The 24,806-nt window shown below is 56.4% G+C and carries 21 protein-coding genes; 16 read left to right on the forward strand and 5 right to left on the reverse strand.

Translation table 11 applies throughout. The features are described 5' to 3' along the window. Positions 1 to 11 precede the first annotated feature (11 nt). Genes kdpB through kdpF form a run of 3 tightly spaced genes read right to left on the reverse strand, consistent with a single transcriptional unit; the run spans position 12 to position 3,847 of the window. Complete coding sequence (gene kdpB / locus BFV63_RS06325; protein ID WP_022650611.1) at positions 12 to 2,060, reverse strand: potassium-transporting ATPase subunit KdpB; 2,049 nt, start codon at positions 2,058 to 2,060, stop codon at positions 12 to 14. Positions 2,061 to 2,078: 18 nt separating this feature from the next. Next, complete coding sequence (gene kdpA / locus BFV63_RS06330) at positions 2,079 to 3,758, reverse strand: potassium-transporting ATPase subunit KdpA (protein WP_048241145.1); 1,680 nt, start codon at positions 3,756 to 3,758, stop codon at positions 2,079 to 2,081. Further along, positions 3,758 to 3,847, reverse strand: coding sequence for a K(+)-transporting ATPase subunit F (gene kdpF / locus BFV63_RS06335; protein WP_003858638.1), 90 nt, complete (start codon positions 3,845 to 3,847; stop codon positions 3,758 to 3,760). The genes kdpA and kdpF overlap by 1 nt, the downstream gene beginning before the upstream one ends. Before the next feature lie 310 nt (positions 3,848 to 4,157). On the opposite strand from kdpF, the gene BFV63_RS06340 reads away from it, so the two are divergent. From BFV63_RS06340 to nei, 7 genes are all read left to right on the forward strand, one after another. Then, complete coding sequence (locus BFV63_RS06340; RefSeq protein ID WP_003858637.1) at positions 4,158 to 4,364, forward strand: YbfA family protein; 207 nt, start codon at positions 4,158 to 4,160, stop codon at positions 4,362 to 4,364. A 598-nt stretch (positions 4,365 to 4,962) separates the two neighbouring features. Further along, the gene (gene phrB / locus BFV63_RS06345) at positions 4,963 to 6,375 is read left to right on the forward strand and encodes a deoxyribodipyrimidine photo-lyase (RefSeq protein ID WP_048241143.1); all 1,413 of its coding nucleotides are present in this window, start codon (positions 4,963 to 4,965) and stop codon (positions 6,373 to 6,375) included. Between the two features lie 10 nt (positions 6,376 to 6,385). After that, the gene (locus BFV63_RS06350; protein WP_003858635.1) at positions 6,386 to 7,129 is read left to right on the forward strand and encodes a type 2 GTP cyclohydrolase I; all 744 of its coding nucleotides are present in this window, start codon (positions 6,386 to 6,388) and stop codon (positions 7,127 to 7,129) included. A 14-nt stretch (positions 7,130 to 7,143) separates the two neighbouring features. Next, entirely contained in the window at positions 7,144 to 7,800 is a 657-nt protein-coding gene (gene pxpB, locus BFV63_RS06355; protein ID WP_003858633.1) for a 5-oxoprolinase subunit PxpB, read from the forward strand. Further along, positions 7,794 to 8,726, forward strand: coding sequence for a 5-oxoprolinase subunit PxpC (pxpC, locus tag BFV63_RS06360; protein WP_023315643.1), 933 nt, complete (start codon positions 7,794 to 7,796; stop codon positions 8,724 to 8,726). Before pxpB ends, pxpC begins: the two co-directional genes overlap by 7 nt. Beyond that, positions 8,713 to 9,453 (forward strand): 5-oxoprolinase subunit PxpA, encoded by a 741-nt coding sequence (gene pxpA, locus BFV63_RS06365; RefSeq protein WP_048241142.1) that lies wholly within the window; start codon positions 8,713 to 8,715, stop codon positions 9,451 to 9,453. Before pxpC ends, pxpA begins: the two co-directional genes overlap by 14 nt. An 18-nt stretch (positions 9,454 to 9,471) precedes the next feature. Then, the gene (gene nei / locus BFV63_RS06370; RefSeq protein WP_048241141.1) at positions 9,472 to 10,263 is read left to right on the forward strand and encodes an endonuclease VIII; all 792 of its coding nucleotides are present in this window, start codon (positions 9,472 to 9,474) and stop codon (positions 10,261 to 10,263) included. Positions 10,264 to 10,348: 85 nt separating this feature from the next. Here the strand turns inward: nei and BFV63_RS06375 are convergent, their stop codons facing one another. Then, positions 10,349 to 11,632 (reverse strand): citrate synthase, encoded by a 1,284-nt coding sequence (locus BFV63_RS06375; RefSeq protein WP_003858624.1) that lies wholly within the window; start codon positions 11,630 to 11,632, stop codon positions 10,349 to 10,351. 639 nt (positions 11,633 to 12,271) lie between these two features. Here BFV63_RS06375 and sdhC point away from each other — a divergent pair. From sdhC to sucD, 8 genes are all read left to right on the forward strand, one after another. Further along, complete coding sequence (gene sdhC / locus BFV63_RS06380; protein ID WP_026080740.1) at positions 12,272 to 12,676, forward strand: succinate dehydrogenase cytochrome b556 subunit; 405 nt, start codon at positions 12,272 to 12,274, stop codon at positions 12,674 to 12,676. Then, positions 12,670 to 13,017, forward strand: a complete 348-nt coding sequence (gene sdhD / locus BFV63_RS06385) for a succinate dehydrogenase membrane anchor subunit (protein WP_003858621.1) — start codon at positions 12,670 to 12,672, stop codon at positions 13,015 to 13,017. The genes sdhC and sdhD overlap by 7 nt, the downstream gene beginning before the upstream one ends. Beyond that, positions 13,017 to 14,783, forward strand: a complete 1,767-nt coding sequence (gene sdhA / locus BFV63_RS06390) for a succinate dehydrogenase flavoprotein subunit (RefSeq protein ID WP_003858619.1) — start codon at positions 13,017 to 13,019, stop codon at positions 14,781 to 14,783. The genes sdhD and sdhA overlap by 1 nt, the downstream gene beginning before the upstream one ends. 15 nt (positions 14,784 to 14,798) lie before the next feature. Beyond that, complete coding sequence (sdhB, locus tag BFV63_RS06395) at positions 14,799 to 15,515, forward strand: succinate dehydrogenase iron-sulfur subunit SdhB (protein WP_003858617.1); 717 nt, start codon at positions 14,799 to 14,801, stop codon at positions 15,513 to 15,515. A 223-nt stretch (positions 15,516 to 15,738) separates the two neighbouring features. Further along, the gene (sucA, locus tag BFV63_RS06400) at positions 15,739 to 18,546 is read left to right on the forward strand and encodes a 2-oxoglutarate dehydrogenase E1 component (RefSeq protein ID WP_003858615.1); all 2,808 of its coding nucleotides are present in this window, start codon (positions 15,739 to 15,741) and stop codon (positions 18,544 to 18,546) included. Between the two features lie 14 nt (positions 18,547 to 18,560). Further along, positions 18,561 to 19,787, forward strand: coding sequence for a 2-oxoglutarate dehydrogenase complex dihydrolipoyllysine-residue succinyltransferase (odhB, locus tag BFV63_RS06405; RefSeq protein WP_003858613.1), 1,227 nt, complete (start codon positions 18,561 to 18,563; stop codon positions 19,785 to 19,787). Between the two features lie 85 nt (positions 19,788 to 19,872). After that, the gene (sucC, locus tag BFV63_RS06410) at positions 19,873 to 21,039 is read left to right on the forward strand and encodes an ADP-forming succinate--CoA ligase subunit beta (RefSeq protein WP_003858611.1); all 1,167 of its coding nucleotides are present in this window, start codon (positions 19,873 to 19,875) and stop codon (positions 21,037 to 21,039) included. Next, entirely contained in the window at positions 21,039 to 21,908 is an 870-nt protein-coding gene (gene sucD / locus BFV63_RS06415; RefSeq protein ID WP_003858609.1) for a succinate--CoA ligase subunit alpha, read from the forward strand. Before sucC ends, sucD begins: the two co-directional genes overlap by 1 nt. An 86-nt stretch (positions 21,909 to 21,994) precedes the next feature. On the opposite strand, the gene BFV63_RS06420 is transcribed toward sucD, so the two are convergent. Then, on the reverse strand, positions 21,995 to 22,711 hold the full coding sequence (locus tag BFV63_RS06420; RefSeq protein WP_045896878.1) for a GntR family transcriptional regulator: 717 nt from the start codon (positions 22,709 to 22,711) through the stop codon (positions 21,995 to 21,997). Between the two features lie 171 nt (positions 22,712 to 22,882). Here BFV63_RS06420 and mngA point away from each other — a divergent pair, with 171 nt between their 5' ends. Next, positions 22,883 to 24,799, forward strand: coding sequence for a PTS 2-O-a-mannosyl-D-glycerate transporter subunit IIABC (gene mngA / locus BFV63_RS06425; protein ID WP_048241139.1), 1,917 nt, complete (start codon positions 22,883 to 22,885; stop codon positions 24,797 to 24,799). Positions 24,800 to 24,806 lie beyond the last annotated feature (7 nt).

Raw genomic sequence — 24,806 nt, forward strand, 5'->3', positions numbered from 1 at the left:
GGATCCACCTTTTAAACCAGCCCGAACAGCGTTAGCAACATGTCGATAACCTTGATCCCAATAAAGGGCACCACCAGCCCACCCAGACCGTAAATCCACAGGTTACGGCGCAGCATGGCGGCGGCCGTCAGCGGCTTATAGCTCACCCCTTTCAGCGCCAGCGGAATAAGAAAGACAATAATCAGCGCGTTGAAGATCACCGCGCTCAGAATGGCCGAGGCCGGAGAGTGCAGGTGCATCACGTTCAGGGCATTTAGCTGCGGGTAGGTTGCCGCAAACGCCGCCGGAATGATGGCGAAATACTTTGCCACGTCGTTGGCGATACTGAACGTGGTCAGCGAGCCGCGCGTCATCAGCATCTGCTTCCCGATGTGCACCACCTCGATCAGCTTGGTCGGGTTCGAGTCGAGATCCACCATGTTGCCCGCCTCTTTTGCCGCCTGGGTACCGGAGTTCATTGCCACCGCCACGTCGGCCTGCGCCAGCGCCGGGGCGTCGTTGGTGCCGTCGCCGGTCATCGCCACCAGACGACCTTCCGCCTGATACTGGCGAATGAGCGCCAGCTTTGCTTCCGGCGTCGCTTCGGAAAGGAAATCATCCACGCCCGCTTCGGCGGCAATGGCCGCCGCAGTCAGACGGTTATCCCCGGTGATCATCACCGTTTTAATGCCCATCTTACGCATCTGGGCGAAACGCTCTTTTATACCGCCTTTAACGATATCCTTCAGAGCGATCACCCCCAGAACGCTTGCACCTTCCGCCACCACCAGCGGGGTTGCCCCCTGACGCGCCACGCTTTCCACCAGATGGTCGACTTCCGGGGGGAAGTGTCCATTATTGGCTTCAATATGACGGCGAATGGCATCAACGGACCCTTTACGGATCATCCGGTCCTGAATGTTAATGCCGCTCATGCGGGTTTGCGCCGTGAAGGGAACGAACGTGGCGTGCAGGCTTTGTACGTCGCGCTGGCGCAGGTTAAAGCGCTGCTTGGCGAGGATCACGATACTGCGGCCTTCCGGCGTTTCATCAGCCAGCGAGGAAAGCTGCGCCGCGTCAGCCAGCGTTTTTTCATCCACGCCGGGAGCAGGTAAAAAGTCAGAGGCCTGACGATTGCCCAGGGTGATGGTCCCGGTTTTATCCAGCAGCAGAACGTCTACGTCCCCCGCCGCTTCAACGGCGCGTCCGCTGGTGGCGATGACGTTCGCGCCCAGCATCCGGCTCATCCCCGCCACGCCAATCGCGGAAAGCAGGCCACCAATAGTGGTGGGGATCAGACAGACCAGCAGGGCGATCAGTACGGTGATGCTGACCGCTGTACCGCCGTAGGCGGAGAAGGGCCACAGGGTCGCCGTTGCCAGCAGGAAGACAATGGTGAGCGCCACCAGCAGAATGGTCAGGGCGATCTCGTTCGGCGTTTTACGACGCTGTGCGCCTTCCACCATGGCGATCATCCGGTCGAGAAAGGTTTCGCCCGGGTTAACGCTGCACTGGATCACCAGCCAGTCGGAAAGAATGCGCGTTCCGCCGGTAACTGAGGCGAAATCTCCGCCCGACTCACGGATCACCGGTGCGGATTCCCCGGTAATGGCGCTTTCGTCTACCGACGCGCCGCCCTCAATCACTTCCCCGTCGCAGGGGATGATGTCGCCGGCTTCCACCAGCACCACGTCACCTTTACGCAGTTCATCCGCCGGTACGTGGTCCATCTGCGCGCCGTATTTAGGTTCGCGTAATTTGCGCGCAAAGGCGGTTTTTTTGACCCCTTTCAGACTGTTGGCCTGCGCTTTACTGCGGCCTTCCGCCAGCGCTTCGGCGAAGTTGGCGAACAGCACGGTAAACCACAGCCACAGGCTGATGGCGCCGGTAAAGGTTGCATTCCCCAAAAGGTGTCCCGTTCCCATGGCAATCGCCAGTACGGTGGTGAGTAAACTTCCAGTCCAGACAATAAACATCACCGGGTTGTGCCACTGGACGCGCGGGCTCAGTTTTTTTACCGCATCCATGAGGGCCTGACGAACTAAGGTCGGTTCGAGCAGGGCCAGTTGTTTACGACTCATGACAAATTCTCCGCAAAATCAGCGTAAAGAGAGATATTCCGCAACCGGGCCTAACGCGAGGGCGGGGATAAAGGTCAGGGCACCTACCAGCAGAACGGTGCCAATCAGCAGGCCGACGAACAGCGCGCCGTGAGTCGGTAACGTACCGGTGGTGGTCGGCTGGATCTTCTTATTCACCAGTGTTCCGGCGATCGCCATGACGGGAATAATCACGCCGAAACGACCGACGAACATGCAGAACGCCAGCAGACAGTTCCAGAACGGTGAGTTGGCGCTTAACCCTGCAAAGGCGCTGCCGTTGTTGTTTGCGGCAGACGAAACGGCGTAAAGCACTTCGCTAAAGCCGTGAATGCCCGGGTTAAAGATGCCGCTGCGCCCGACGTCGGTCATCAGCGCCAGGGCGGTACCGAGCAGCACAAGGGTGGGGGTGACCAGGATTGCCAGCGCGGTTAATTTCATTTCGCGGACGTCGATTTTTTTGCCGAGATATTCCGGCGTGCGGCCGATCATCAGCCCGGCGATAAACACGGCGAGCAGAACGAACAACAGCATGCCGTACAGCCCCGAACCGACCCCACCGAAGACTACCTCGCCAATCTGCATCAGCCACATCGGGATCATGCCGCCAAGCGCGGTGAAAGAGTCATGCATGGCGTTCACCGCCCCGCAGGAGGCCGCCGTGGTGACCACCGCATAGAGACTGCTGGCAAGAATGCCGAAGCGGCTCTCTTTGCCTTCCAGGTTGATATTGCTGTTAGTCCCCAGCTGCATAAAGTGGCTGTTGCCGTACCATTCGGCCCACATCACCAGTGCTACGCAGACCACGAAGATTAACGACATGGCCCACAGCAGCGTACGGCCCTGGCGGCGATCGTTAACTACATCGCCAAAGGCGAAGCAGAGCGCGGTGGGGATCAGGAAGATTGCCAGCATCTGTACAAAATTGGTTAACGCCGTTGGGTTTTCAAACGGGTGCGATGAATTGGCGTTGAAGAAGCCGCCCCCATTGGTGCCCAGCATCTTGATTGCTTCCTGCGACGCCACCGGCCCCATTGGCAGGAGTTCCCTGGCCCCTTCAAGCGAGGTGAAAGGGGTATAAGGCAGCAGGTTTTGCAGAGTGCCTTGCTGAATAAAGAACAGGGCAATAATCAGCGCAACAGGCACCAGGATCCAAAGGGTGATGCGTGTGACATCAACCCAGGCGTTGCCGAGAGTGCTGACATTCTGACGGGCAAACGCGCGCGTCAGGGCGAAGATCACCGCGATACCGCTGGCCGCAGAAAGAAAGTTCTGCACGGTTAACCCGGTCATCTGGCTGAAGTAGCTGAGCGTGGTTTCACCGGCGTAAGACTGCCAGTTGGTGTTGGTGACAAAGCTGACCGCCGTGTTCAGTGCCAGATGCCAGGATAACCCCGGTAAATGCTGCGGGTTCAACGGCAGACTGCCCTGGAGTATTAGCAGCGTAAAGAGGGCAATAAGCCCCACGATATTCAGAAGCAGTATCGCCATCAGGTATTGGCGCCAGTTCATTTCCCGGTCGCTGATACCTGAAATGCGCCAGAGCACATTTTCAATACTTCGCGTGCCCGGCAATGGCACGTTGTTTATCAGCCGCGCCAGCGCTGTTCCCAGCGGCCTGGCGAGCACAAACAGTACCAGTAAAAAGCTGGCAATAAGCAAAAACGCCTGAGCAGCCATCAGAATGCCTCCGCATTAATCAGGGCATAAATCAGATAACCCAATAACAGGAACACCAGCACGATGCCGGCAATCAGACCTGCACTCACACTCCACCTCCGGGTGACTTTTGTTGTTGTACAAACGGTAGGATTTGTGGCGCAAAGATTTCGCAAAAATCAGAAGGGCAGGTGTAAAAAAAGTATAAAAAAGGGAAAAGCCACAATTTAACTATTGGTAAGTAAATCGTTAACTTTTTTGTAACTTAATTACAGGCATGAATGTAAATATTCACGAAATGGATGAAAATAAGTGGTCGGATGAGTAGTAAAATTACAAACAAAGCGGTATTATTTTAACCAGGTCACAGATTTCACATTTTCCGGAGACGGTTTCCGGCCAACTACAGGGGAGAAAAATATGGATCTTTATAAAGAGTTTCCGGCTCATATCATTTTCATGCGTCGCACTTTCGCCGTTGTGGCTGGCGTGCTGGCCCTGCCGGTGATGCTGTTCTGGAAAGATCGCGCACGTTTCTACAGTTACCTGCATCGCGTCTGGGCGAAAACCAGCGAGAAGCCGGTGTGGATGGATCAGGCCGAGAAAGCAACCTGCGATTTCTACTGATACGGTGTGACATCTTAGCCATAAAAAAACCGCCTACAGCAAAGTGGCGGTTTTTTTGTCCCTCGGGATTCGCGGTCCGTTGGGTAATCTTGCAGCCCCTACCCGGGATTTTTATCATACCCTTCTTTAAAAAGTTCGCAATCCACTTCACCTTTATAAATTCCTAATTTTACTGAAATAACTTACTTTTGGCGTTGGTGTTAATTATGATGCCACGTCCCTTTCCGCCATCTCGCAAATGGGCATCGGTCCTGGGAAAGGTGTATCCATAGCCGTAAAGCAGCCCGCCTACCCGGGCTTGTGTCCACCGATTTATCACCGGTGGTGATAGGTGGAGCGGTTAGCAGCAGGGACCGCATAGTGAAACGCTATTTATGCATTGCGTTCACTGTCGCCAGCGCACTCGTTGTAAAGAGTGATAAACCGGATGTGTTTATTGCCTTTACCCCGATAGTGCAGGACAAGTAGCGTTAAGGCCGCCTCGGGCGGCCTTTTTTATTTCATCCCGTCTACACTTCATGGCAAAGTAGTTCAATGCATGCCTTTTTCCTTTTACGGCATGCCCTTACGGACATAATGGACAATTGCCAGGAGTTTTATGCCCACCCATCTGGTTTGGTTTCGCGCGGATTTACGCATTCACGACAACTTCGCTCTCGCGGCGGCCTGCCGCGCTAAAGACGCGAATGTGCTGGCCCTGTTTATCGCCACGCCTGAACAGTGGCGGCAGCATGACATGGCGCCCCGGCAAGCGGCACTGCTCAGCGCGTATCTGAATGACCTGCAACATTCACTGGCCGAAAAAGGCATTCCGCTGATCTATAAAGAGGCCCATGATTTTGCCGCTCAGCGTCAGACGGTGCAGGCAATCTGCCAGCAGTACGCAGTAACGCATCTTTATTACAACTATCAGTATGAATTCAACGAGCAGCAGCGGGATCGTCAGCTGGAGAAATCCCTTGCGGGCGTGGTCTGTGAAGGCTTTGATGACAGCGTGATGCTCGCGCCTGGCAGCGTAATGACCGGCAGTCACGAGATGTATAAAGTTTTCACGCCGTTTAAAAATGCCTTTATCAAACGCCTGAAAGAGGGACTACCTGAGTGCGTTACCGCCCCGTCCGTGAGAGGGGAAACGATAACGGATCTGCCGGCGATCAGGCTGAATTATCCCCAGCAGTCGTTCGATGAAACAGTATTCCCCGCCAGCGAGAAAGCGGCTATCGCCCGGTTGCGTCAGTTCTGCGCGCAGGGGGCGTCGGAGTACGAGGCGCGTCGGGATTTTCCAGCGATTGAAGGCACCAGCCGCTTGTCGGCCTGTCTAGCGCTGGGCGCGCTCTCTCCGCGCCAGTGTTTACATCGCCTGCTGGCGGAACAGCCTCAGGCGTTAGACGGGGGGGCGGGCGCAGTGTGGCTGAACGAACTGATCTGGCGTGAGTTCTATCGCCATCTGATGACGTATCATCCTGATTTGTGTAAACATCGGCCCTTTATTCGTTGGACCGAACAGGTACAGTGGCAGTCGAATGAGAAGCTGCTTAAGGCATGGCAGCATGGGCTTACCGGCTTCCCGATTGTTGATGCGGCTATGCGGCAGCTCAATGAAACCGGGTGGATGCATAACCGTCTGCGTATGATTACCGCCAGCTTCCTGGTGAAGGATCTGCTTATCGACTGGCGAACCGGAGAGCGTTATTTTATCTCTCAGCTGATCGATGGCGATCTGGCGGCGAATAACGGCGGCTGGCAGTGGGCGGCCTCCACCGGAACGGATGCGGCTCCCTATTTTCGGATCTTCAATCCGACCACGCAGGGACAACGATTTGACGCCGACGGCGAGTTTATCCGCCGCTGGCTGCCTGAGCTTAAGGATGTCCCGGCCAAAGCCATTCATGAACCCTGGGTATGGGCGGATAAACAGCGTGTTACCCTGAACTATCCCCGTCCCATTGTCGACCATAAACAGGCGCGCGTCGCCACGCTGGCGGCGTACGAAGCCGCCCGAAAAGTTTGAGAGAATGATGATGAAAAACAGTGAACTGGAACGCCTGATTAACGAAAAACTCAACACGGCTTCGTTTAGCGACTACGGCCCGAATGGCTTGCAGGTGGAGGGGCGCGAGACGGTGCAAAAAATCATCACCGGCGTGACGGCAAGCCAGGCGCTGCTGGATGAGGCGGTGCGTCAGGAAGCCGATGCGGTGATTGTCCACCACGGTTATTTCTGGAAAAACGAATCACCGATTATTCGCGGCATGAAGCGCAACCGACTCAAAACGCTGCTGGCGAATGACATCAACCTGTACGGCTATCACCTGCCGCTCGATGCGCATCCTGAGCTGGGGAACAACGTTCAGCTTGCGCAACTGCTGGGGATTACCGTGATGGGTGAAATTGAACCCCTGGTGCCGTGGGGCGAACTGTCGATGCCGGTTCCGGGTCTGGAGCTGGCCTCGTGGATCGAAGCGCGCCTGGGGCGTCGTCCGCTGTGGTGCGGCGACACCGGGCCGGATACCGTGAAGCGCGTGGCATGGTGCACCGGCGGCGGCCAGGGCTTTATTGACAGCGCGGCGCGTTTTGGTGTCGACGCCTTCATTACCGGCGAAGTCTCCGAGCAGACTATCCACTCAGCCCGTGAACAAGGCCTGCATTTTTACGCGGCGGGCCATCACGCCACCGAGCGTGGCGGCATCCGCGCCCTCAGCGAGTGGCTGACGGAAAATACCGATCTGGATGTGACGTTTATTGATATCCCTAATCCGGCCTGATGAGAGGTAGTTAAGTGCAGCGAGCGCGTTGTTATCTTCTGGGTGAAACCGCAGTGGTTCTGGAACTTGAGCCTCCGGTGACGCTTGCCACGCAAAAGCGTATCTGGCGTCTGGCTCAGCGACTGCCCGAGCTACCCGGCGTGGTTGAAGCTATTCCGGGTATGAATAATATCACCGTGGTGCTGCGTGATCCGCACACGGGGGCGCTGGATGCCATTGAGCGTCTGCAACGCTGGTGGGAGGAGAGCGAGGCGCTGGAGCCGGAATCGCGCACGATTGAGATCCCGGTTGTCTATGGCGGCAAGGGAGGCCCCGACCTTGGCGTGGTGGCCGAGCACTGTGGATTAACGGAGAAGCAGGTTGTGGAGCTGCATAGCTCAGTCGACTACGTTGTCTGGTTTTTGGGATTTCAGCCGGGTTTCCCCTATCTGGGCGGGTTATCGCCCCAGCTGCATACGCCGCGCCGGGCTGAGCCGCGCCTGAGCGTACCGGCGGGCAGCGTGGCGATTGGTGGCGAGCAAACGGGAATTTATCCGCTCGCTTCACCGGGAGGCTGGCAGCTGATTGGGCACACGTCCACGCCGTTATTTGAACCAGGCCAGGACGCGCCCATACTCCTGCGTCCGGGGGATACGCTGCGCTTTATCCCGCAGAAGGAGGGAGTATGTTAACGCTTATTCGCGCAGGGCTTTACACCTCGGTACAGGATGCCGGGCGTTTTGGGCTGCGTCAGTCGGGCGTGAGCTACTGCGGTGCGCTTGATCGTCCCTCGCTGGAAATTGCCAACCTGCTGGTAGGTAACGCAGGCAGCACGGCGGCGTTAGAAATTACGCTGGGTCAGTGCGTGATTGAGTTTGGTCAGGAAACCTGGTTTGCCTTAACCGGCGCGGGCTGTGACGCGACGCTGGACGGCAAAGCGGTGTGGACCGGCTGGCGCCTGCGGGCGAAGGCCGGGCAGCGTCTGACGCTCAAGCGTCCTCTGCACGGCGTGCGTAGCTATCTTGCGGTAGCGGGGGGGATCGACGTGCCGGAGGTGCTGGGCTCATCCAGCACTGACCAGAAAGCGGGAATGGGCGGCCATGAAGGACGGCTGCTGCGCGACGGCGATCGTCTGCGAATAAAGACCTCAACGCGCCATTTCACCACCACGCAGGGCGTGAAACAGCTGCTGTGGGGGAACGTGATCCGCGCCTTACCAGGACCGGAATACCAGGAGTTTGATGAAGCCGCGAAAGAGTCTTTCTGGCGCTCGCCGTGGAAGATCAGCCCGCAGAGTAACCGCATGGGTTACCGGCTTCAGGGCCAGCCGCTGACCCGCACAACTGACCGGGAGCTGCTTTCCCATGGTCTGTTGCCGGGGGTGATTCAGGTGCCAGGCAACGGACAGCCCATTGTACTGATGAACGATGCGCAAACCACGGGAGGATATCCGCGTATTGCCTGCATTATCGAAGCGGATCGCTACCATCTGGCGCAAATTCCTCTCGGTCAGCCAATTCATTTTGTGCAGTGTTCGCTGGAGGAGGCACTGAAAGCCCGGCAGGATCAGCAGCGTTATCTCGAACAGCTGGCGTGGAGGCTCGATGGTAAAGATTGATTTAAACGCCGATCTGGGAGAGGGCAGCAGCGCCGATGCGGCGCTGATGACGCTGGTCTCCTCGGTGAATATCGCCTGCGGGTTTCATGCCGGCGATGCGCAGACTATGCTGGCGAGCGTGCGCAATGCCATGAAAAACGGCGTGGCGATAGGCGCTCACCCCAGCTTTCCGGACCGGGAAAACTTTGGCCGCACGGCGATGGATCTGCCGCCTGAGACGGTTTACGCGCAAATGCTCTACCAGATCGGCGCGCTGGAGGCGATAGTGCGCGCTGAGAATGGCGTGTTGCGCCACGTCAAGCCGCACGGCATGCTCTATAACCAGGCGGCGAAAGATCCGGCGCTGGCAGATGCCATTGCCCGCGCGGTGCGGGACTGCAATCCGCGTCTGGTGCTGGTGGGCCTGGCGGGCAGCGAGCTTATTCGTGCCGGCGAACGGCTGGGGCTGAGCACGCGGCAGGAAGTGTTTGCCGATCGGGGATACCTGCCGGACGGCAGCCTGGTTCCGCGCACGCGGGCCGGTGCGCTGATCACCGACGAAGGTAAAGCGCTGGCGCAGACGCTGGAGATGGTGCGCTTCGGGCGAGTAACCTCAACGGAGGGTACAACGGCAAACGTTCAGGCTGATACGGTGTGCTTACACGGTGACGGCGAGCATGCGCTCCAGTTTGCGCGACGTCTGCGGGCGGCGTTCTCGGAAGAGGGCATTGTTGTCAGCGCAGAATAATCATGAAAGGACAATAACATGCCAGAAGGTCCGGAGATCCGCCGCGCGGCGGATAGCCTGGAGGCGGCGATAAAGGGCAAACCTCTGACACACGTCTGGTTTGCCTTTCCTCAACTCAAGCCGTTTGAATCGCAGCTGGTGGGGCAGACGGTGACCCACATTGAAACGCGCGGCAAAGCGTTACTCACCCACTTTTCCCATAACCTGACGTTATACAGCCATAATCAGCTTTACGGCGTCTGGCGGGTGGTGGAGGCGGACGAGCAGCCGCAAACGACCCGCGTGCTGCGCGTGCGGCTACAAACGGCGGATAAGGCGATCCTGCTCTACAGCGCCTCTGATATCGAAATGTTAACGCCGGAGCAGTTGCTCACGCACCCGTTCTTACAGCGGGTTGGGCCGGACGTGCTGGATATGCGCCTGACGGCGAGCGATGTGAAGGCCCGGCTGCTATCGCCCACATTTCGCAACCGGCAGTTTTCCGGCCTGTTCCTTGACCAGGCCTTTCTCGCCGGGCTTGGCAACTACCTGCGGGTGGAGATCCTCTGGGAAGTCGGGCTGGCACCGCAGCACAAAGCGTCGCAGCTAAGCGATGAAAAGCTGGAGGCGCTGTCGCACGCGTTGCTGGATATTCCACGGCTGTCGTACAACACGCGTGGCATCGTAGATGAAAACAAGCACCACGGGGCGCTGTTCCGGTTCAAGGTGTTTCATCGGGCGGGTAAAAAGTGTGAGCGGTGCGGCGGGATTATCGACAGGATTATGCTCTCTTCGAGACCCTTTTACTGGTGTCCACATTGTCAAAAATAAACAAGCTGGGTGGCGGCTACGCCTTACCCGGCCTATGTTTCGCATTTGTAGGCCCGGTAAGCGGTAGCGCCACCGGGCTTAACTTTTAGCGCTTCAGGTCAGACTTAAAATCACGCTGCTCGTAGCCGGTATACAGCTGACGAGGACGGGCGATTTTCATGCCTTCGCTGTGCATTTCGTTCCAGTGCGCAATCCAGCCCACGGTACGCGCCATGGCGAAGATCACGGTGAACATGGAAGACGGAATGCCCATCGCTTTCAGAATAATGCCAGAGTAGAAATCGACGTTCGGGTAGAGTTTCTTCTCGATGAAGTACGGGTCGTTCAGCGCGATGTGTTCCAGCTCCATCGCCACTTCCAGCAGATCATCTTTGGTGCCCAGCTCTTTCAGCACTTCGTGGCAGGTCTCACGCATGACGGTCGCGCGAGGGTCGTAGTTTTTGTAAACACGATGACCGAAGCCCATCAGACGGAAGGAGTCATTCTTGTCTTTCGCGCGGCGCACGAACTCAGGAATATGCTCAACGGAGCTGATCTCTTCCAGCATCTTCAGTGCTGCTTCGTTCGCGCCGCCGTGCGCCGGTCCCCACAGGGAGGCGATACCCGCAGCGATACAGGCGAACGGGTTCGCGCCGGAAGAGCCTGCGGTACGGACGGTAGAGGTCGAGGCGTTCTGTTCGTGGTCAGCGTGCAGGATCAGAATACGGTCCATCGCGCGCTCCAGCACCGGGTTCACTTCATACTCTTCGCATGGCGTGGAGAACATCATGCGCAGGAAGTTACCCGCGTAGGAGAGGTCGTTGCGTGGATACACAAACGGCTGACCGATAGAGTATTTGTAACACATCGCCGCCATGGTAGGCATTTTGGAGAGCAGACGGAACGCCGCGATATCACGGTGACGTGGGTTATTCACGTCCAGAGAATCGTGGTAGAACGCCGCCAGCGCACCGGTAATACCGCACATAACCGCCATCGGATGAGAGTCACGACGGAACGCATGGAACAGACGGGTAATCTGCTCATGGATCATGGTGTGACGGGTCACGGTGGTTTTAAATTCATCGTATTGAGCCTGCGTCGGTTTTTCGCCGTTCAGCAGGATGTAGCACACTTCCAGATAGTTGGATTCGGTGGCTAACTGATCGATGGGGAAGCCGCGATGGAGCAGGATACCTTCGTCACCGTCAATGTAGGTGATTTTGGATTCGCAAGATGCGGTGGAGGTGAATCCAGGGTCAAAGGTGAATACCCCTTTGGAACCCAGCGTACGGATATCAATAACATCCTGACCGAGCGTGCCTTTTAGCACATCCAGTTCAATAGCATCATCACCATTTAGGGTGAGTTTTGCCTTTGTATCAGCCATTTACGGTCTCCTTAGCGCCTTATGCTTAAGACTGCGCTTTACCGGATTTGCTTTCAGCTGTTAATCATCGTTACCAGATTGTTATTTGGCTTACCGCTCAGCTCACGAGGAGAAACCAGGGTACAGAGCTATGGCGCCTTGCAGGTAAACGAATGAAATATCAGTGAAACAACAGCAAATCAGCGTTTTTGCAGTCCGAATTATTCAAACCTGTATATCACTAATAACTGTCCTGATAACTTCGGTCAATACCATCACACTGTTACATAACTATTTGTCAGGTGAAAGAGAGACCTCATAACTTTTGCGCATTATATGCCTTTTCTGATGACGTTTGTAACAATATTGTTTAACATTTGTCAAATCAGATGATTAAAATTTAAAAAGATGTTGTTATCGTGACCCCGATCACTGTTCCAGAGAAAACCCAACAAACTGTATGTAGGTTAATTGTAATGATTTTGTGAACGGCCTATACTGCCGCCAGGTCTCCGGAACACCCTGCAATCCCGAGCCACCCAGCGTTGTAACGTGTCGTTTTAGCATTTGGAAGCAATGTTTTGCATGACGCGCAGTTATAGAAAAGGAACGCTGTCTGACCCGCATCGCAGTCCGGAGGAAGGAAACAATAAGAACAGCATGTGGGCGTTATTCATGATAAGAAATGTGAAAAAACAAAGACCTGTCAATCTGGATCTCAAAACGATCCGATTCCCTGTAACAGCAATAGCGTCCATTCTGCACCGTGTTTCTGGTGTGATTACGTTTGTGGCGGTCGGTATCTTGCTGTGGTTACTGGGAACCAGCCTCTCATCCCCTGAAGGATTCCTCCAGGCCTCAGCCATCATGAACAGCTTCTTCGTGAAATTTATCATGTGGGGCATTCTGACCGCGCTGGCCTATCACGTGGTTGGTGGCGTTCGCCATATGCTGATGGACTTTGGCTACCTGGAAGAGACGTTCGAGGCCGGTAAACGTACCGCTAACATTTCATTTGTGATCACTGTCGTGCTTTCACTTCTCGCAGGAGTTCTCGTATGGTAAGCAACGCCTCCGCATTAGGACGCAACGGCGTACATGACTTCATCCTGGTCCGTGCTACCGCCATCGTTCTCACCCTTTACATCATCTATATGATCGGTTTCTTCGCGACCAGCGGGACGCTGACGTGGGAAATCTGGAGTGGTTTCTTCGGATCGGCCTTCACCAAAGTGTTCACCCTGCTGGCCCTGTTCTCCATCCTTATTCATGCCTGGATTGGCATGTGGCAGGTGTTGACCGATTACGTTAAACCGCTGGCGATTCGCCTTCCGCTGCAACTGATTATTGTTGTTGCTCTGCTGGTTTACGTCATTTATGGATTTGTTGTGGTGTGGGGTGTGTAATGAAACTGCCAGTCAGAGAATTTGATGCTGTTGTGATTGGTGCGGGTGGCGCAGGTATGCGCGCCGCACTGCAAATTTCCCAGAGCGGCCAGACCTGTGCGCTGCTCTCTAAAGTATTCCCGACCCGTTCCCACACAGTGTCTGCGCAGGGCGGTATCACCGTTGCGCTGGGTAATTCCCATGAAGATAACTGGGAATGGCACATGTACGATACGGTAAAAGGTTCCGATTACATCGGTGACCAGGATGCCATCGAATATATGTGTAAAACCGGCCCGGAAGCGATTCTGGAGCTGGACCACATGGGTCTGCCGTTCTCCCGTCTGGAAAATGGCACCATCTATCAGCGTCCGTTTGGCGGCCAGTCGAAAAACTTCGGCGGCGAGCAGGCGGCACGTACCGCAGCGGCGGCTGACCGTACCGGCCACGCGCTGCTGCACACGTTATATCAGCAGAACCTGAAAAACCACACCACCATCTTCTCCGAGTGGTATGCGCTGGATCTGGTGAAAAACGCCGATGGCGCCGTGGTGGGTTGTACCGCCCTGTGCATCGAAACTGGTGAAGTGGTCTACTTCAAAGCCCGCGCTACGGTGCTGGCGACCGGCGGTGCAGGCCGTATTTACCAGTCCACCACCAACGCCCACATCAACACCGGTGATGGTGTCGGTATGGCTATCCGCGCGGGCGTGCCGGTCCAGGACATGGAGATGTGGCAGTTCCACCCAACCGGTATCGCCGGGGCGGGCGTACTGGTGACAGAAGGCTGCCGTGGTGAAGGTGGCTACCTGCTGAACAAACATGGCGAGCGCTTCATGGAGCGTTATGCGCCAAACGCGAAAGACCTGGCGGGCCGTGACGTGGTGGCGCGTTCCATCATGATCGAAATTCGTGAAGGCCGCGGCTGTGACGGCCCTTGGGGTCCACACGCGAAGCTGAAACTCGACCATCTGGGTAAAGAAGTGCTGGAATCCCGTCTGCCGGGCATTCTGGAGCTGTCCCGCACCTTCGCGCACGTCGACCCGGTGAAAGAGCCAATTCCGGTTATCCCAACCTGTCACTACATGATGGGCGGTATTCCGACCAAAGTGACCGGTCAGGCGCTGACCGTGAACGAGCAGGGCGAAGACGTGGTCATCCCAGGCCTGTTCGCGGTAGGCGAAATAGCCTGCGTATCCGTGCACGGCGCAAACCGTCTGGGCGGCAACTCCCTGCTGGACCTGGTGGTATTTGGTCGTGCGGTGGGGCTGCATCTCCAGGAATCTATTGCCGAGCAGGGCGCGCTGCGTGATGCGACCGACGACGAAATCGATGCCTCTCTTGAGCGCCTCAACCGCTGGAACGGCAACCGTAACGGCGAAGATCCGGTGGAAATTCGTAAAGCGCTGCAAGAGTGTATGCAGCACAACTTCTCGGTATTCCGTGAAGGTGACGCGATGGCCAAAGGGCTTGAGCAGCTGAAAGCGATTCGCGAGCGTCTGAAGAATGCCCGTCTGGACGATACCTCCAGCGAGTTCAACACCCAGCGCGTTGAGTGCCTTGAGCTGGATAACCTGATGGAAACCGCGTTCGCCACTGCGATGTCGGCAAACTTCCGTACCGAAAGCCGTGGCGCCCATAGCCGCTTCGACTTCCCGGATCGTGATGACGAAAACTGGCTGTGCCATTCCCTGTATCTGCCAGAGTCGGAAACCATGACGCGTCGTAGCGTTAATATGGAACCGAAACTGCGTCCGGCGTTCCCGCCGAAGATTCGTACTTACTAATGCGGAGACAGGATAATGAAACTCGAATTCTCAGTTTATCGTTATAACCCGGATGTAGACGATGCTCCGCGTATGCAGGATTACACCCTCGAAGCGGAAGAAGGTCGCGACATGATGCTGCTGGATGCCTTAATCCAGCTGAAAGAGAAAGATCCTACGCTGTCGTTCCGCCGCTCCTGCCGTGAAGGGGTGTGTGGTTCTGACGGTGTGAACATGAACGGCAAAAATGGCCTGGCCTGCATCACGCCAATTTCTGCGCTAAACCGCCCTGGCCAGAAAATTGTTATCCGTCCTCTGCCTGGCCTGCCGGTCGTGCGTGATTTGGTGGTGGACATGGGGCAATTCTATGCACAATATGAGAAGATTAAGCCTTACTTATTGAATAATGGGCAAAATCCACCCGCTCGCGAGCACTTACAGTCTCCTGAGCAGCGTGAAAAACTCGATGGGTTGTACGAGTGTATTCTCTGTGCATGCTGTTCAACGTCATGCCCGTCGTTCTGGTGGAATCCGGATAAATTTATCGGCCCTGCGGGTCTGCTGGCTGCCTATCGCTTCCTGATCGACAGCCGCGATACCGAAACCGAGAATCGTCTGGAAGGGCTAAGTGACGCTTTCAGCGTATTCCGCTGCCATAGCATCATGAACTGCGTCAGTGTGTGTCCTAAGGGGCTGAACCCAACGCGCGCCATCGGCCATATTAAGTCGATGTTGTTGCAGCGCAGTGCGTAAGTAGTGAGAGGGGAGCGCTGTTCCCCTCACCCTAACCCTCTCCCAAAGGGAGAGGGGACAGATTGCAGAAACCTTTAAAAACTGCCCTGAAGTTTAGACAGTTTCTAAAGGTTCCTTCGCGGGCCAAATGAAAAGAGCTCGCAGGTGAACCCCGGCACGTACACGTGGTGTGCGTGGTAGTTTCTACGGCGAAAGTAAGCATAAAAATGCTTAAGGGATCACGATGCAGAACGGCGCAATGAAAGCCTGGCTGGACTCTTCTTACCTCTCTGGTTCAAACCAGAGCTGGATAGAACAGCTCTATGAAGACTTCTTAACCGATCCTGACTCAGTGGACGCAAACTGGCGTTCCATGTTCCAGCAGTTGCCTGGTACAGGGGTCAAACCGGATCAATTCCATTCAAAAACACGTGATTATTTCCGTCGTCTGGCGAAGGATGCCTCACGTTACTCTTCTGCGATTTCCGACCCTGACACCAATGCGAAGCAGGTAAAAGTCCTGCAACTTATCAACGCTTATCGCTTCCGTGGTCACCAGCATGCGAATCTCGATCCGCTGGGACTGTGGCAGCAGGAACGTGTAGCGGATCTCGATCCGGCTTATCACGATCTGACCGAGGCCGATTTCCAGGAAAGCTTTAACGTAGGTTCTTTTGCCATCGGCAAAGACACGATGAAGCTGGGCGATCTGATTGACGCGCTCAAGCAAACCTACTGCGGCTCCATCGGCGCGGAATATATGCACATTACCTCCACCGAAGAGAAACGCTGGATCCAGCAGCGTATCGAATCCGTGGCAGGCCACGCGAATTTCTCAGCAGAAGAGAAAAAACGTTTCCTCAGCGAACTGACCGCAGCGGAAGGCCTTGAGCGCTATCTGGGCGCAAAATTCCCTGGCGCAAAACGCTTCTCACTGGAGGGCGGCGATGCGTTAGTCCCGATGCTGAAAGAGCTGATTCGTCATGCCGGTAAGAGCGGTACGCGCGAAGTGGTGCTGGGCATGGCGCACCGTGGACGCCTTAACGTGCTGGTTAACGTGCTGGGTAAAAAGCCGCAGGATCTGTTCGACGAATTTGCGGGTAAACATAAAGAGCACCTCGGCACCGGTGACGTGAAGTACCACATGGGCTTCTCGTCGGATATCGAAACCGAGGGCGGTCAGGTTCACCTGGCGCTGGCATTTAACCCGTCGCACCTGGAAATCGTTAGCCCGGTGGTTATCGGTTCCGTGCGTGCGCGTCTGGATCGTCTGGACGAGCCGAGCAGCAATAAAGTGCTGCCAATCACCATTCACGGTGATGCGGCGGTCACAGGGCAGGGCGTGGTTCAGGAAACCCTGAACATGTCGAAAGCGCGTGGTTATGAAGTGGGCGGTACCGTTCGCATCGTAATCAACAACCAGGTGGGCTTCACCACCTCTAACCCGCTGGATGCGCGTTCCACCCCGTACTGCACCGACATCGGTAAAATGGTTCAGGCGCCAATTTTCCACGTTAACGCGGATGACCCTGAAGCCGTTGCTTTCGTTACCCGTCTGGCGCTGGACTTCCGTAACACCTTCAAGCGCGACGTGTTCATTGACCTCTTCTGCTACCGCCGTCACGGCCACAACGAAGCGGATGAGCCAAGTGCAACCCAGCCGCTGATGTACCAGAAAATCAAAAAACATCCGACGCCGCGTAAAATCTATGCTGACAAGCTGGAAAGCGAAAAAGTGGCGACGCTTGAAGATGCGACCGAAATGGTCAATCTTTATCGCGACGCGCTGGACGCGGGTGAATGCGTGGTCAAAGAGCTGCGTCCAATGAACATGCACTCCTTTACCTGGTCGCCGTACCTCAACCACGAGTGGGACGAGAGCTACCCGAACAAGGTTGAGATGAAGCGTTTGCAGGAGCTGGCTAAACGCATCAGCACCGTGCCGGAAGCGATCGAGATGCAGTCCCGCGTGGCCAAGATCTATGGCGATCGCCAGGCCATGGCGGCGGGTGAGAAGCTGTTCGACTGGGGCGGGGCGGAAACGCTGGCCTATGCGACGCTGGTTGACGAAGGTATTCCGGTTCGTCTGTCCGGTGAAGATGCGGGTCGTGGCACCTTCTTCCACCGTCACGCGGTTGTGCATAACCAGTCTAACGGTTCAACGTATACTCCGCTTCAGCACGTGCATAACGGTCAGGGCCAGTTCAAGGTCTGGGACTCCGTGCTGTCAGAAGAAGCGGTTCTGGCCTTCGAATACGGCTATGCCACCGCAGAACCCCGCACCCTGACAATCTGGGAAGCGCAGTTCGGTGACTTCGCCAACGGTGCGCAGGTGGTTATCGACCAGTTCATCTCCTCCGGTGAGCAGAAGTGGGGCCGTATGTGCGGTCTGGTGATGCTGCTGCCGCACGGCTATGAAGGACAAGGGCCGGAGCACTCCTCCGCGCGTCTGGAGCGTTATCTGCAACTCTGCGCCGAGCAGAACATGCAGGTTTGCGTGCCGTCGACCCCAGCTCAGGTTTACCACATGCTGCGTCGTCAGGCGCTGCGCGGTATGCGCCGTCCGCTGGTAGTCATGTCGCCAAAATCCCTGCTGCGTCATCCACTGGCGGTCTCCAGCCTGGAAGAGCTGGCAAACGGCACCTTCCTGCCGGCCATCGGTGAAATTGACGAGCTGGATCCGCAGGCCGTTAAGCGTGTCGTAATGTGTTCTGGTAAGGTTTATTACGACCTGCTGGAACAGCGCCGTAAGAACGATCAGAAAGATGTCGCCATCGTGCGTATCGAACAGCTTTATCCGTTCCCGCATCAGGCGATGCAGGAAGTGCTGAAACAGTACGCTCACGTTCATGATTTTGTCTGGTGCCAGGAAGAGCCGCTCAACCAGGGCGCATGGTATTGCAGCCAGCATCATTTCCGTGAAGTGATTCCATTTGGGTCTGCCCTGCGTTATGCAGGTCGCCCGGCCTCCGCCTCTCCGGCGGTAGGGTATATGTCCGTTCACCAGAAGCAGCAACAAGATCTGGTCAATGACGCGCTGAACGTCGATTAATTAAAGGATACATAATGAGTAGCGTAGATATTCTTGTTCCCGACCTGCCTGAGTCCGTAGCAGATGCAACCGTCGCCACCTGGCACAAAAAACCAGGCGACGCGGTAACCCGTGACGAAGTGCTGGTAGAAATCGAAACTGACAAAGTGGTACTGGAAGTACCGGCTTCAGCGGATGGCATTCTGGATGCAGTCCTGGAAGATGAAGGTACGACCGTCACTTCTCGCCAGATCCTGGGGCGCCTGCGTGAAGGCAATAGTGCGGGCAAAGAGTCCAGCGCCAAATCTGAAGAAAAAGCGTCTACCCCGGCCCAGCGCCAGCAGGCGTCTCTGTCCGATCAGACCAACGACGCGCTCAGCCCGGCGATCCGTCGCCTGCTGGCTGAGCACAGCCTCGATCCGGCAGCCATCAAAGGCACCGGCGTGGGTGGCCGTCTGACGCGCGAAGACATCGACAAGCATCTGGCAAAAGCGCCTTCTGAGGCGAAAGCGGAAGCGAAAGCCCCTGCGGCAGCACCAGCGGCACAGCCAGCTCTGGGCGCACGTAGCGAAAAACGCGTGCCAATGACCCGCCTGCGTAAGCGCGTGGCCGAGCGTCTGCTGGAAGCGAAAAATTCCACCGCGATGCTGACTACCTTCAACGAAGTCAACATGAAACCAATCATGGACCTGCGCAAGCAGTACGGTGACGCGTTTGAAAAACGTCACGGTATCCGTCTGGGCTTCATGTCCTTCTACGTGAAAGCGGTAGTTGAAGCGCTGAAACGCTACCCGGAAGTGAACGCGTCTATCGATGGCGATGACGTGGTTTACCACAACTACTTCGATGTCAGCATGGCGGTTTCTACTCCACGCGGCCTGGTGACCCCGGTTCTGCGTGACGTAGATACCCTGGGTATGGCTGACATTGAGAAGAAAATCAAAGAGCTGGCCGTGAAAGGCCGCGACGGCAAGCTGACCGTTGAGGACCTGACCGGCGGTAACTTCACCATTACCAACGGCGGTGTGTTCGGCTCGCTGATGTCTACCCCGATCATCAACCCGCCGCAGAGCGCGATCCTGGGTATGCACGCCATTAAAGATCGTCCAATGGCGGTAGACGGTAAAGTGGAGATCCTGCCGATGATGTACCTGGCGCTCTCTTACGATCACCGCCTGATCGACGGCCGCGAGTCCGTAGGCTTCCTGGTTGCCATTAAAGAGCTGCTGGAAGATCCAACGCGTCTGCTGCTGGACGTCTAGTTTTTGCAGTCTTGCCCGGCGGCGCGTTGCTTGCCGGGCTTACAAAAGCACTACCTAACGATTACCTGAAGGATGGATAGAACACATGAACTTACATGAATATCAGGCCAAACAGCTGTTTGCCCGGTATGGCTTACCGGCTCCGGTGGGTTATGCCTGTACTACCCCGCGTGAAGCAGAAGAAGCCGCGTCTAAAATCGGTGCCGGCCCGTGGGTAGTTAAATGTCAGGTTCACGCTGGTGGCCGTGGTAAAGCGGGCGGTGTGAAGGTTGTTAAGAGCAAAGAAGAGATCCGTGCGTTTGCTGAACATTGGCTCGGCAAGCGTCTGGTAACCTACCAGACAGATGCGAACGGCCAGCCGGTTAACCAGATCCTGGTTGAAGCGGCGACCGACATCGCGAAAGAACTGTACCTCGGCGCAGTCGTAGACCGTAGCTCCCGTCGCGTGGTGTTCATGGCGTCTACCGAAGGCGGTGTGGAAATCGAAAAAGTGGCGGAAGAGACCCCGCACCTGATCCACAAAGTGGCTATCGATCCGCTGGCGGGCCCAATGCCTTACCAGGGTCGTGAGCTGGCGTTCAAACTGGGTCTGGAAGGCAAGCTGGTTCAGCAGTTCACCAAGATCTTCATGGGTCTGGCGACCATCTTCCTGGAGCGCGATCTGGCGCTGATCGAGATCAACCCGCTGGTGATCACCACCCAGGGCGACCTGATCTGCCTCGACGGCAAGCTGGGCGCTGACGGCAACGCGCTGTTCCGCCAGTCCGATCTGCGCGAAATGCGCGACCAGTCTCAGGAAGATCCGCGTGAAGCGCAGGCTGCACAGTGGGAACTGAACTACGTGGCGCTGGATGGCAACATCGGCTGCATGGTTAACGGTGCGGGCCTGGCAATGGGCACCATGGACATCGTTAAGCTGCACGGCGGTGAGCCAGCGAACTTCCTCGACGTGGGCGGTGGCGCAACCAAAGAGCGCGTAACCGAAGCGTTCAAAATCATTCTCTCTGACAGCAACGTGAAAGCGGTTCTGGTGAACATCTTCGGCGGTATCGTACGTTGCGACCTGATCGCCGACGGTATCATCGGCGCGGTAGAAGAAGTGGGCGTTAACGTTCCGGTTGTTGTACGTCTGGAAGGGAACAACGCTGAACTCGGCGCGAAAAAACTGGCTGACAGCGGCCTGAATATTATTGCAGCGAAAAGTCTGACGGATGCAGCTCAGCAGGTTGTTGCCGCAGTGGAGGGGAAATAATGTCCGTTTTAATTAATAAAGATACCAAGGTTATCTGCCAGGGCTTCACCGGTAGCCAGGGGACTTTCCACTCCGAACAGGCGATTGCCTACGGCACGCAGATGGTTGGCGGCGTAACGCCAGGTAAAGGCGGCACCACCCACCTGGGCCTGCCGGTGTTCAACACCGTGCGTGAAGCCGTAGAAGCGACGGGCGCAACCGCGACCGTGATCTACGTTCCGGCGCCGTTCTGCAAAGACTCCATTCTGGAAGCGATCGACGCAGGCATTAAGCTGATCATCACCATCACCGAAGGTATCCCGACGCTGGATATGCTGACCGTGAAGGTGAAGCTGGACGAAGCAGGCGTGCGCATGATCGGCCCGAACTGCCCAGGCGTTATCACCCCGGGCGAATGCAAAATCGGCATCATGCCGGGCCACATTCATCGCCCAGGCAAAGTGGGCATTGTGTCCCGTTCCGGTACCCTGACCTATGAAGCGGTTAAGCAGACCACCGACTACGGTTTCGGCCAGTCCACCTGCGTGGGCATCGGCGGTGACCCGATCCCGGGCTCTAACTTCATCGACATCCTGAAGCTGTTCCAGGAAGATCCACAGACCGAAGCGATCGTGATGATCGGTGAGATCGGTGGTAGCGCGGAAGAAGAAGCGGCTGCTTACATCAAAGATCATGTGACCAAGCCGGTGGTGGGTTACATCGCGGGTGTGACCGCGCCGAAAGGCAAACGTATGGGTCACGCGGGCGCGATTATCGCAGGCGGTAAAGGTACGGCTGATGAGAAATTCGCAGCACTGGAAGCCGCAGGCGTGAAAACCGTTCGCAGCCTGGCGGATATCGGTGAAGCACTGAAATCCATCATTAAGTAAGTCCTCTCTGCTCCCCGTATGGGGCGCGTTGAAGTATAAAAAAATGTCCGTTTCGACATGGTTGGCCGCTGTAAAGCGGCCTTTTTTTATTGTCTGCGTTTAGCCACCAGAGTGAATTTATAGTCGTCGGAGTTAAACACGTTGCGACTGTATTCAAATATCCGGCCGTCTTTCAGAAAGCCACGGGAGACTTTTTCCAGAATCGGTTTTGCCGGATCGAGCGCCAGGGCGGCAATCGCCTCGTCCGATGGCATGACTGGCACCAGCTCCTGCTCGCTGCGATCGATAACCATCTTTTTGATCTGCTCAATGTAATGGTATTTCGACTGTTCCATCACTTCCCAGGTGAGGTCGGGGAACATCGCCAGCGGCATCCATGTCTCTTCCAGATTCACCGGCTTTTCCCTGATGAAGCGTACGCGCTTGACGTGCCAGACCTTATCATCCGGATTGAGCGCCAGTTTTGTCGCGAGCCGCTCATCGGCTTTCACCACTTCGAAGACGCTGACGTCGCTGTGCGTATCGACGTTGCGATCCGCTAACTTTTCGTAAAAGCCGGTGAGCTGATAAATATCGTAATTCACCCGCTCCTCTTTTACATACGAGCCGCTGCCCTGAATACTTTCGATGATCTGCTCGTCGGCGAGCAGCTTCAACGCCTGCCGCACGGTGACACGGCTGACGCTAAACGCCTCCTGAAGGCTGGATTCTGTCGGCAGCGCGTCGCCAGGTTTTAACTCACCGGCATTAATTTTCTCGCGGAACGCATCGGCGATCTGCCGGTACATCGGTTTATTGCCCATTGGGTCACGCCTATTTAATACCTTTTCAGGGAATTATGCCTTCAGTGTCGGATTTGTAAATAATACAAATAAGATACAAATTTCGGTGTTAGTGAAAATGATCACATAAATGTATTATTCGATCTGCCACAATCCTCCCCAGACAAAAACTTTGGATAGGTGAGGATCTTTATGAACCTGACGACTCTGACCGACCCCCGTGCTGTCTGCGTGCAGGCGCAGTTTAACAGCCGTGATGAGGCAATCCGTCAGCTTGCGACGCGGCTGGTAGCGTTGGGCAAAATAGCCGACGCCGATACGTTTCTGGCAGACGTTTTCCATCGGGAATCGCTTGGCCCGACGGCGCTGGGCGAGGGGCTGGCCGTACCTCATGGTAAATCAGCGGCGGTAAAGGAAGCGGCTTTTGCCGTGGCCACACTGTGCGAGCCGCTGGCCTGGGAAGGCGTGGACGGACCGGAGGAGGTCGAGCTGATTTTTTTGCTCGCCATTCCTCCCGCACAAGCGGGATCAACGCATATTCAGGTGCTGACGGAACTGACGTCTCGCCTGGCGGATGACGATCTCAGGGGCCGCGTGATGACGGCGACCAGCGCTGAAGCGGTGCTTGCGGCGCTGGAAACGGCGCCTGACGCGCAAGAAACCGCCGTTGCGGAGAATGCCCCGACGATCGTCTGCGTTACCGCCTGTCCGGCCGGGATCGCCCATACCTACATGGCAGCGGAATATCTCGAAAAAGCGGGACGAAAGCTCGGCGTCAATGTGGTGGTCGAAAAGCAGGGGGCAAACGGTATTGAGGGGCGCATCACCGCGCAGCAGTTGCAGGAGGCAAAAGCGTGTATCTTCGCGGCGGAAGTGGCGATTAAAGAGCGCGAGCGTTTTCAGGGGATCCCTGCCATTTCCGTGCCCGTCGCGGAACCCTTGCGCCATGCGGAAGCGCTCATTGAGCGTGCGCTGGCGCTACAGCCTGTATCCGATGCGCGTCCTGCGCACGTCGACACGGACGCGAAAAAGTGCGTTAAAACCGAACTCAAGCAGGCGCTGCTCAGCGGTATCTCCTTTGCGGTGCCGCTGATTGTCGCTGGCGGCACGGTGCTGGCCGTGTCGGTACTGCTGGCGCAAATCCTGGGCTTGCAGCATCTGTTCGATCAGGAAAATTCGTGGCTGTGGATGTACCGCAAACTGGGCGGCGGGATGCTCGGTATTCTGATGGTGCCTGTTCTGGCGGCCTACACCGCTTACTCGCTGGCGGATAAACCTGCGCTAACGCCAGGCTTTGCGGCGGGTCTTGCCGCCAATATGATCGGCTCCGGCTTTCTGGGGGCCATCGTCGGCGGGCTGATTGCGGGCTACCTGATGCGCTGGGTGAAAAACCACATCCGGCTGAGTAGCCGCTACAACGGCTTTCTGACCTTTTATCTTTATCCGGTGATTGGCGTGCTGGGCGCAGGCAGCCTGATGCTGTTTGTGATCGGCGAACCGGTGGCCTGGATCAATAACGCCCTCACCGCCTGGCTTAACGGTCTGTCCGGCGCGAACGCGCTGCTGCTGGGGGCGATCCTGGGCTTTATGTGCTCGTTCGATCTGGGCGGTCCGGTCAACAAAGCCTCTTACGCGTTCTGTCTGGGGGCGATGGCCAATGGCGTATACGGGCCTTATGCGATTTTTGCCTCCGTCAAAATGGTATCGGCCTTTACCGTGACGGCATCAACGATGCTGGCTCCGAACCTGTTCAAACAGTTCGAAATTGAAACCGGCAAGTCCACCTGGCTGCTGGGGCTGGCGGGCATCACCGAAGGAGCAATTCCGATGGCTATCGAGGATCCGTTGCGGGTCATCGGCTCATTTGTTCTGGGGTCAATGGCGACCGGAGCGATTGTCGGGGCGATGGGGATTGGGCTATCCACCCCGGGCGCGGGCATTTTCTCTCTCTTCTTACTGCATGATGCCGGGCTGGGTGGCGTGATGGCCGCTGCCGGCTGGTTTGGCGCCGCGCTGATTGGCGCCGCAATCTCTACGCTCATTTTACTCCTCTGGCGACGCCAGGCCGTGAAGAGCGGCACCTACGTGATTGAAGACATAACATCCTAAACACGCA

The sequence above is a fragment of the Enterobacter hormaechei subsp. xiangfangensis genome (genome assembly GCF_001729785.1).
GTDB classification, from domain to species: domain Bacteria; phylum Pseudomonadota; class Gammaproteobacteria; order Enterobacterales; family Enterobacteriaceae; genus Enterobacter; species Enterobacter hormaechei_C.

Coding starts and splice junctions, on each gene's coding strand:
- kdpB (WP_022650611.1), bottom strand. CDS start 2,060: ATGAGTCGTAAACAACTGGCCCTGCTCGAACCGACCTTAGTTCGTCAG.
- kdpA (WP_048241145.1), bottom strand. CDS start 3,758: ATGGCTGCTCAGGCGTTTTTGCTTATTGCCAGCTTTTTACTGGTACTG.
- BFV63_RS06340 (WP_003858637.1), top strand. CDS start 4,158: ATGGATCTTTATAAAGAGTTTCCGGCTCATATCATTTTCATGCGTCGC.
- phrB (WP_048241143.1), top strand. CDS start 4,963: ATGCCCACCCATCTGGTTTGGTTTCGCGCGGATTTACGCATTCACGAC.
- BFV63_RS06350 (WP_003858635.1), top strand. CDS start 6,386: ATGAAAAACAGTGAACTGGAACGCCTGATTAACGAAAAACTCAACACG.
- pxpC (WP_023315643.1), top strand. CDS start 7,794: ATGTTAACGCTTATTCGCGCAGGGCTTTACACCTCGGTACAGGATGCC.
- pxpA (WP_048241142.1), top strand. CDS start 8,713: ATGGTAAAGATTGATTTAAACGCCGATCTGGGAGAGGGCAGCAGCGCC.
- nei (WP_048241141.1), top strand. CDS start 9,472: ATGCCAGAAGGTCCGGAGATCCGCCGCGCGGCGGATAGCCTGGAGGCG.
- BFV63_RS06375 (WP_003858624.1), bottom strand. CDS start 11,632: ATGGCTGATACAAAGGCAAAACTCACCCTAAATGGTGATGATGCTATT.
- sdhC (WP_026080740.1), top strand. CDS start 12,272: ATGTGGGCGTTATTCATGATAAGAAATGTGAAAAAACAAAGACCTGTC.
- sdhD (WP_003858621.1), top strand. CDS start 12,670: ATGGTAAGCAACGCCTCCGCATTAGGACGCAACGGCGTACATGACTTC.
- sdhA (WP_003858619.1), top strand. CDS start 13,017: ATGAAACTGCCAGTCAGAGAATTTGATGCTGTTGTGATTGGTGCGGGT.
- sdhB (WP_003858617.1), top strand. CDS start 14,799: ATGAAACTCGAATTCTCAGTTTATCGTTATAACCCGGATGTAGACGAT.
- sucA (WP_003858615.1), top strand. CDS start 15,739: ATGCAGAACGGCGCAATGAAAGCCTGGCTGGACTCTTCTTACCTCTCT.
- odhB (WP_003858613.1), top strand. CDS start 18,561: ATGAGTAGCGTAGATATTCTTGTTCCCGACCTGCCTGAGTCCGTAGCA.
- sucC (WP_003858611.1), top strand. CDS start 19,873: ATGAACTTACATGAATATCAGGCCAAACAGCTGTTTGCCCGGTATGGC.
- sucD (WP_003858609.1), top strand. CDS start 21,039: ATGTCCGTTTTAATTAATAAAGATACCAAGGTTATCTGCCAGGGCTTC.
- BFV63_RS06420 (WP_045896878.1), bottom strand. CDS start 22,711: ATGGGCAATAAACCGATGTACCGGCAGATCGCCGATGCGTTCCGCGAG.
- mngA (WP_048241139.1), top strand. CDS start 22,883: ATGAACCTGACGACTCTGACCGACCCCCGTGCTGTCTGCGTGCAGGCG.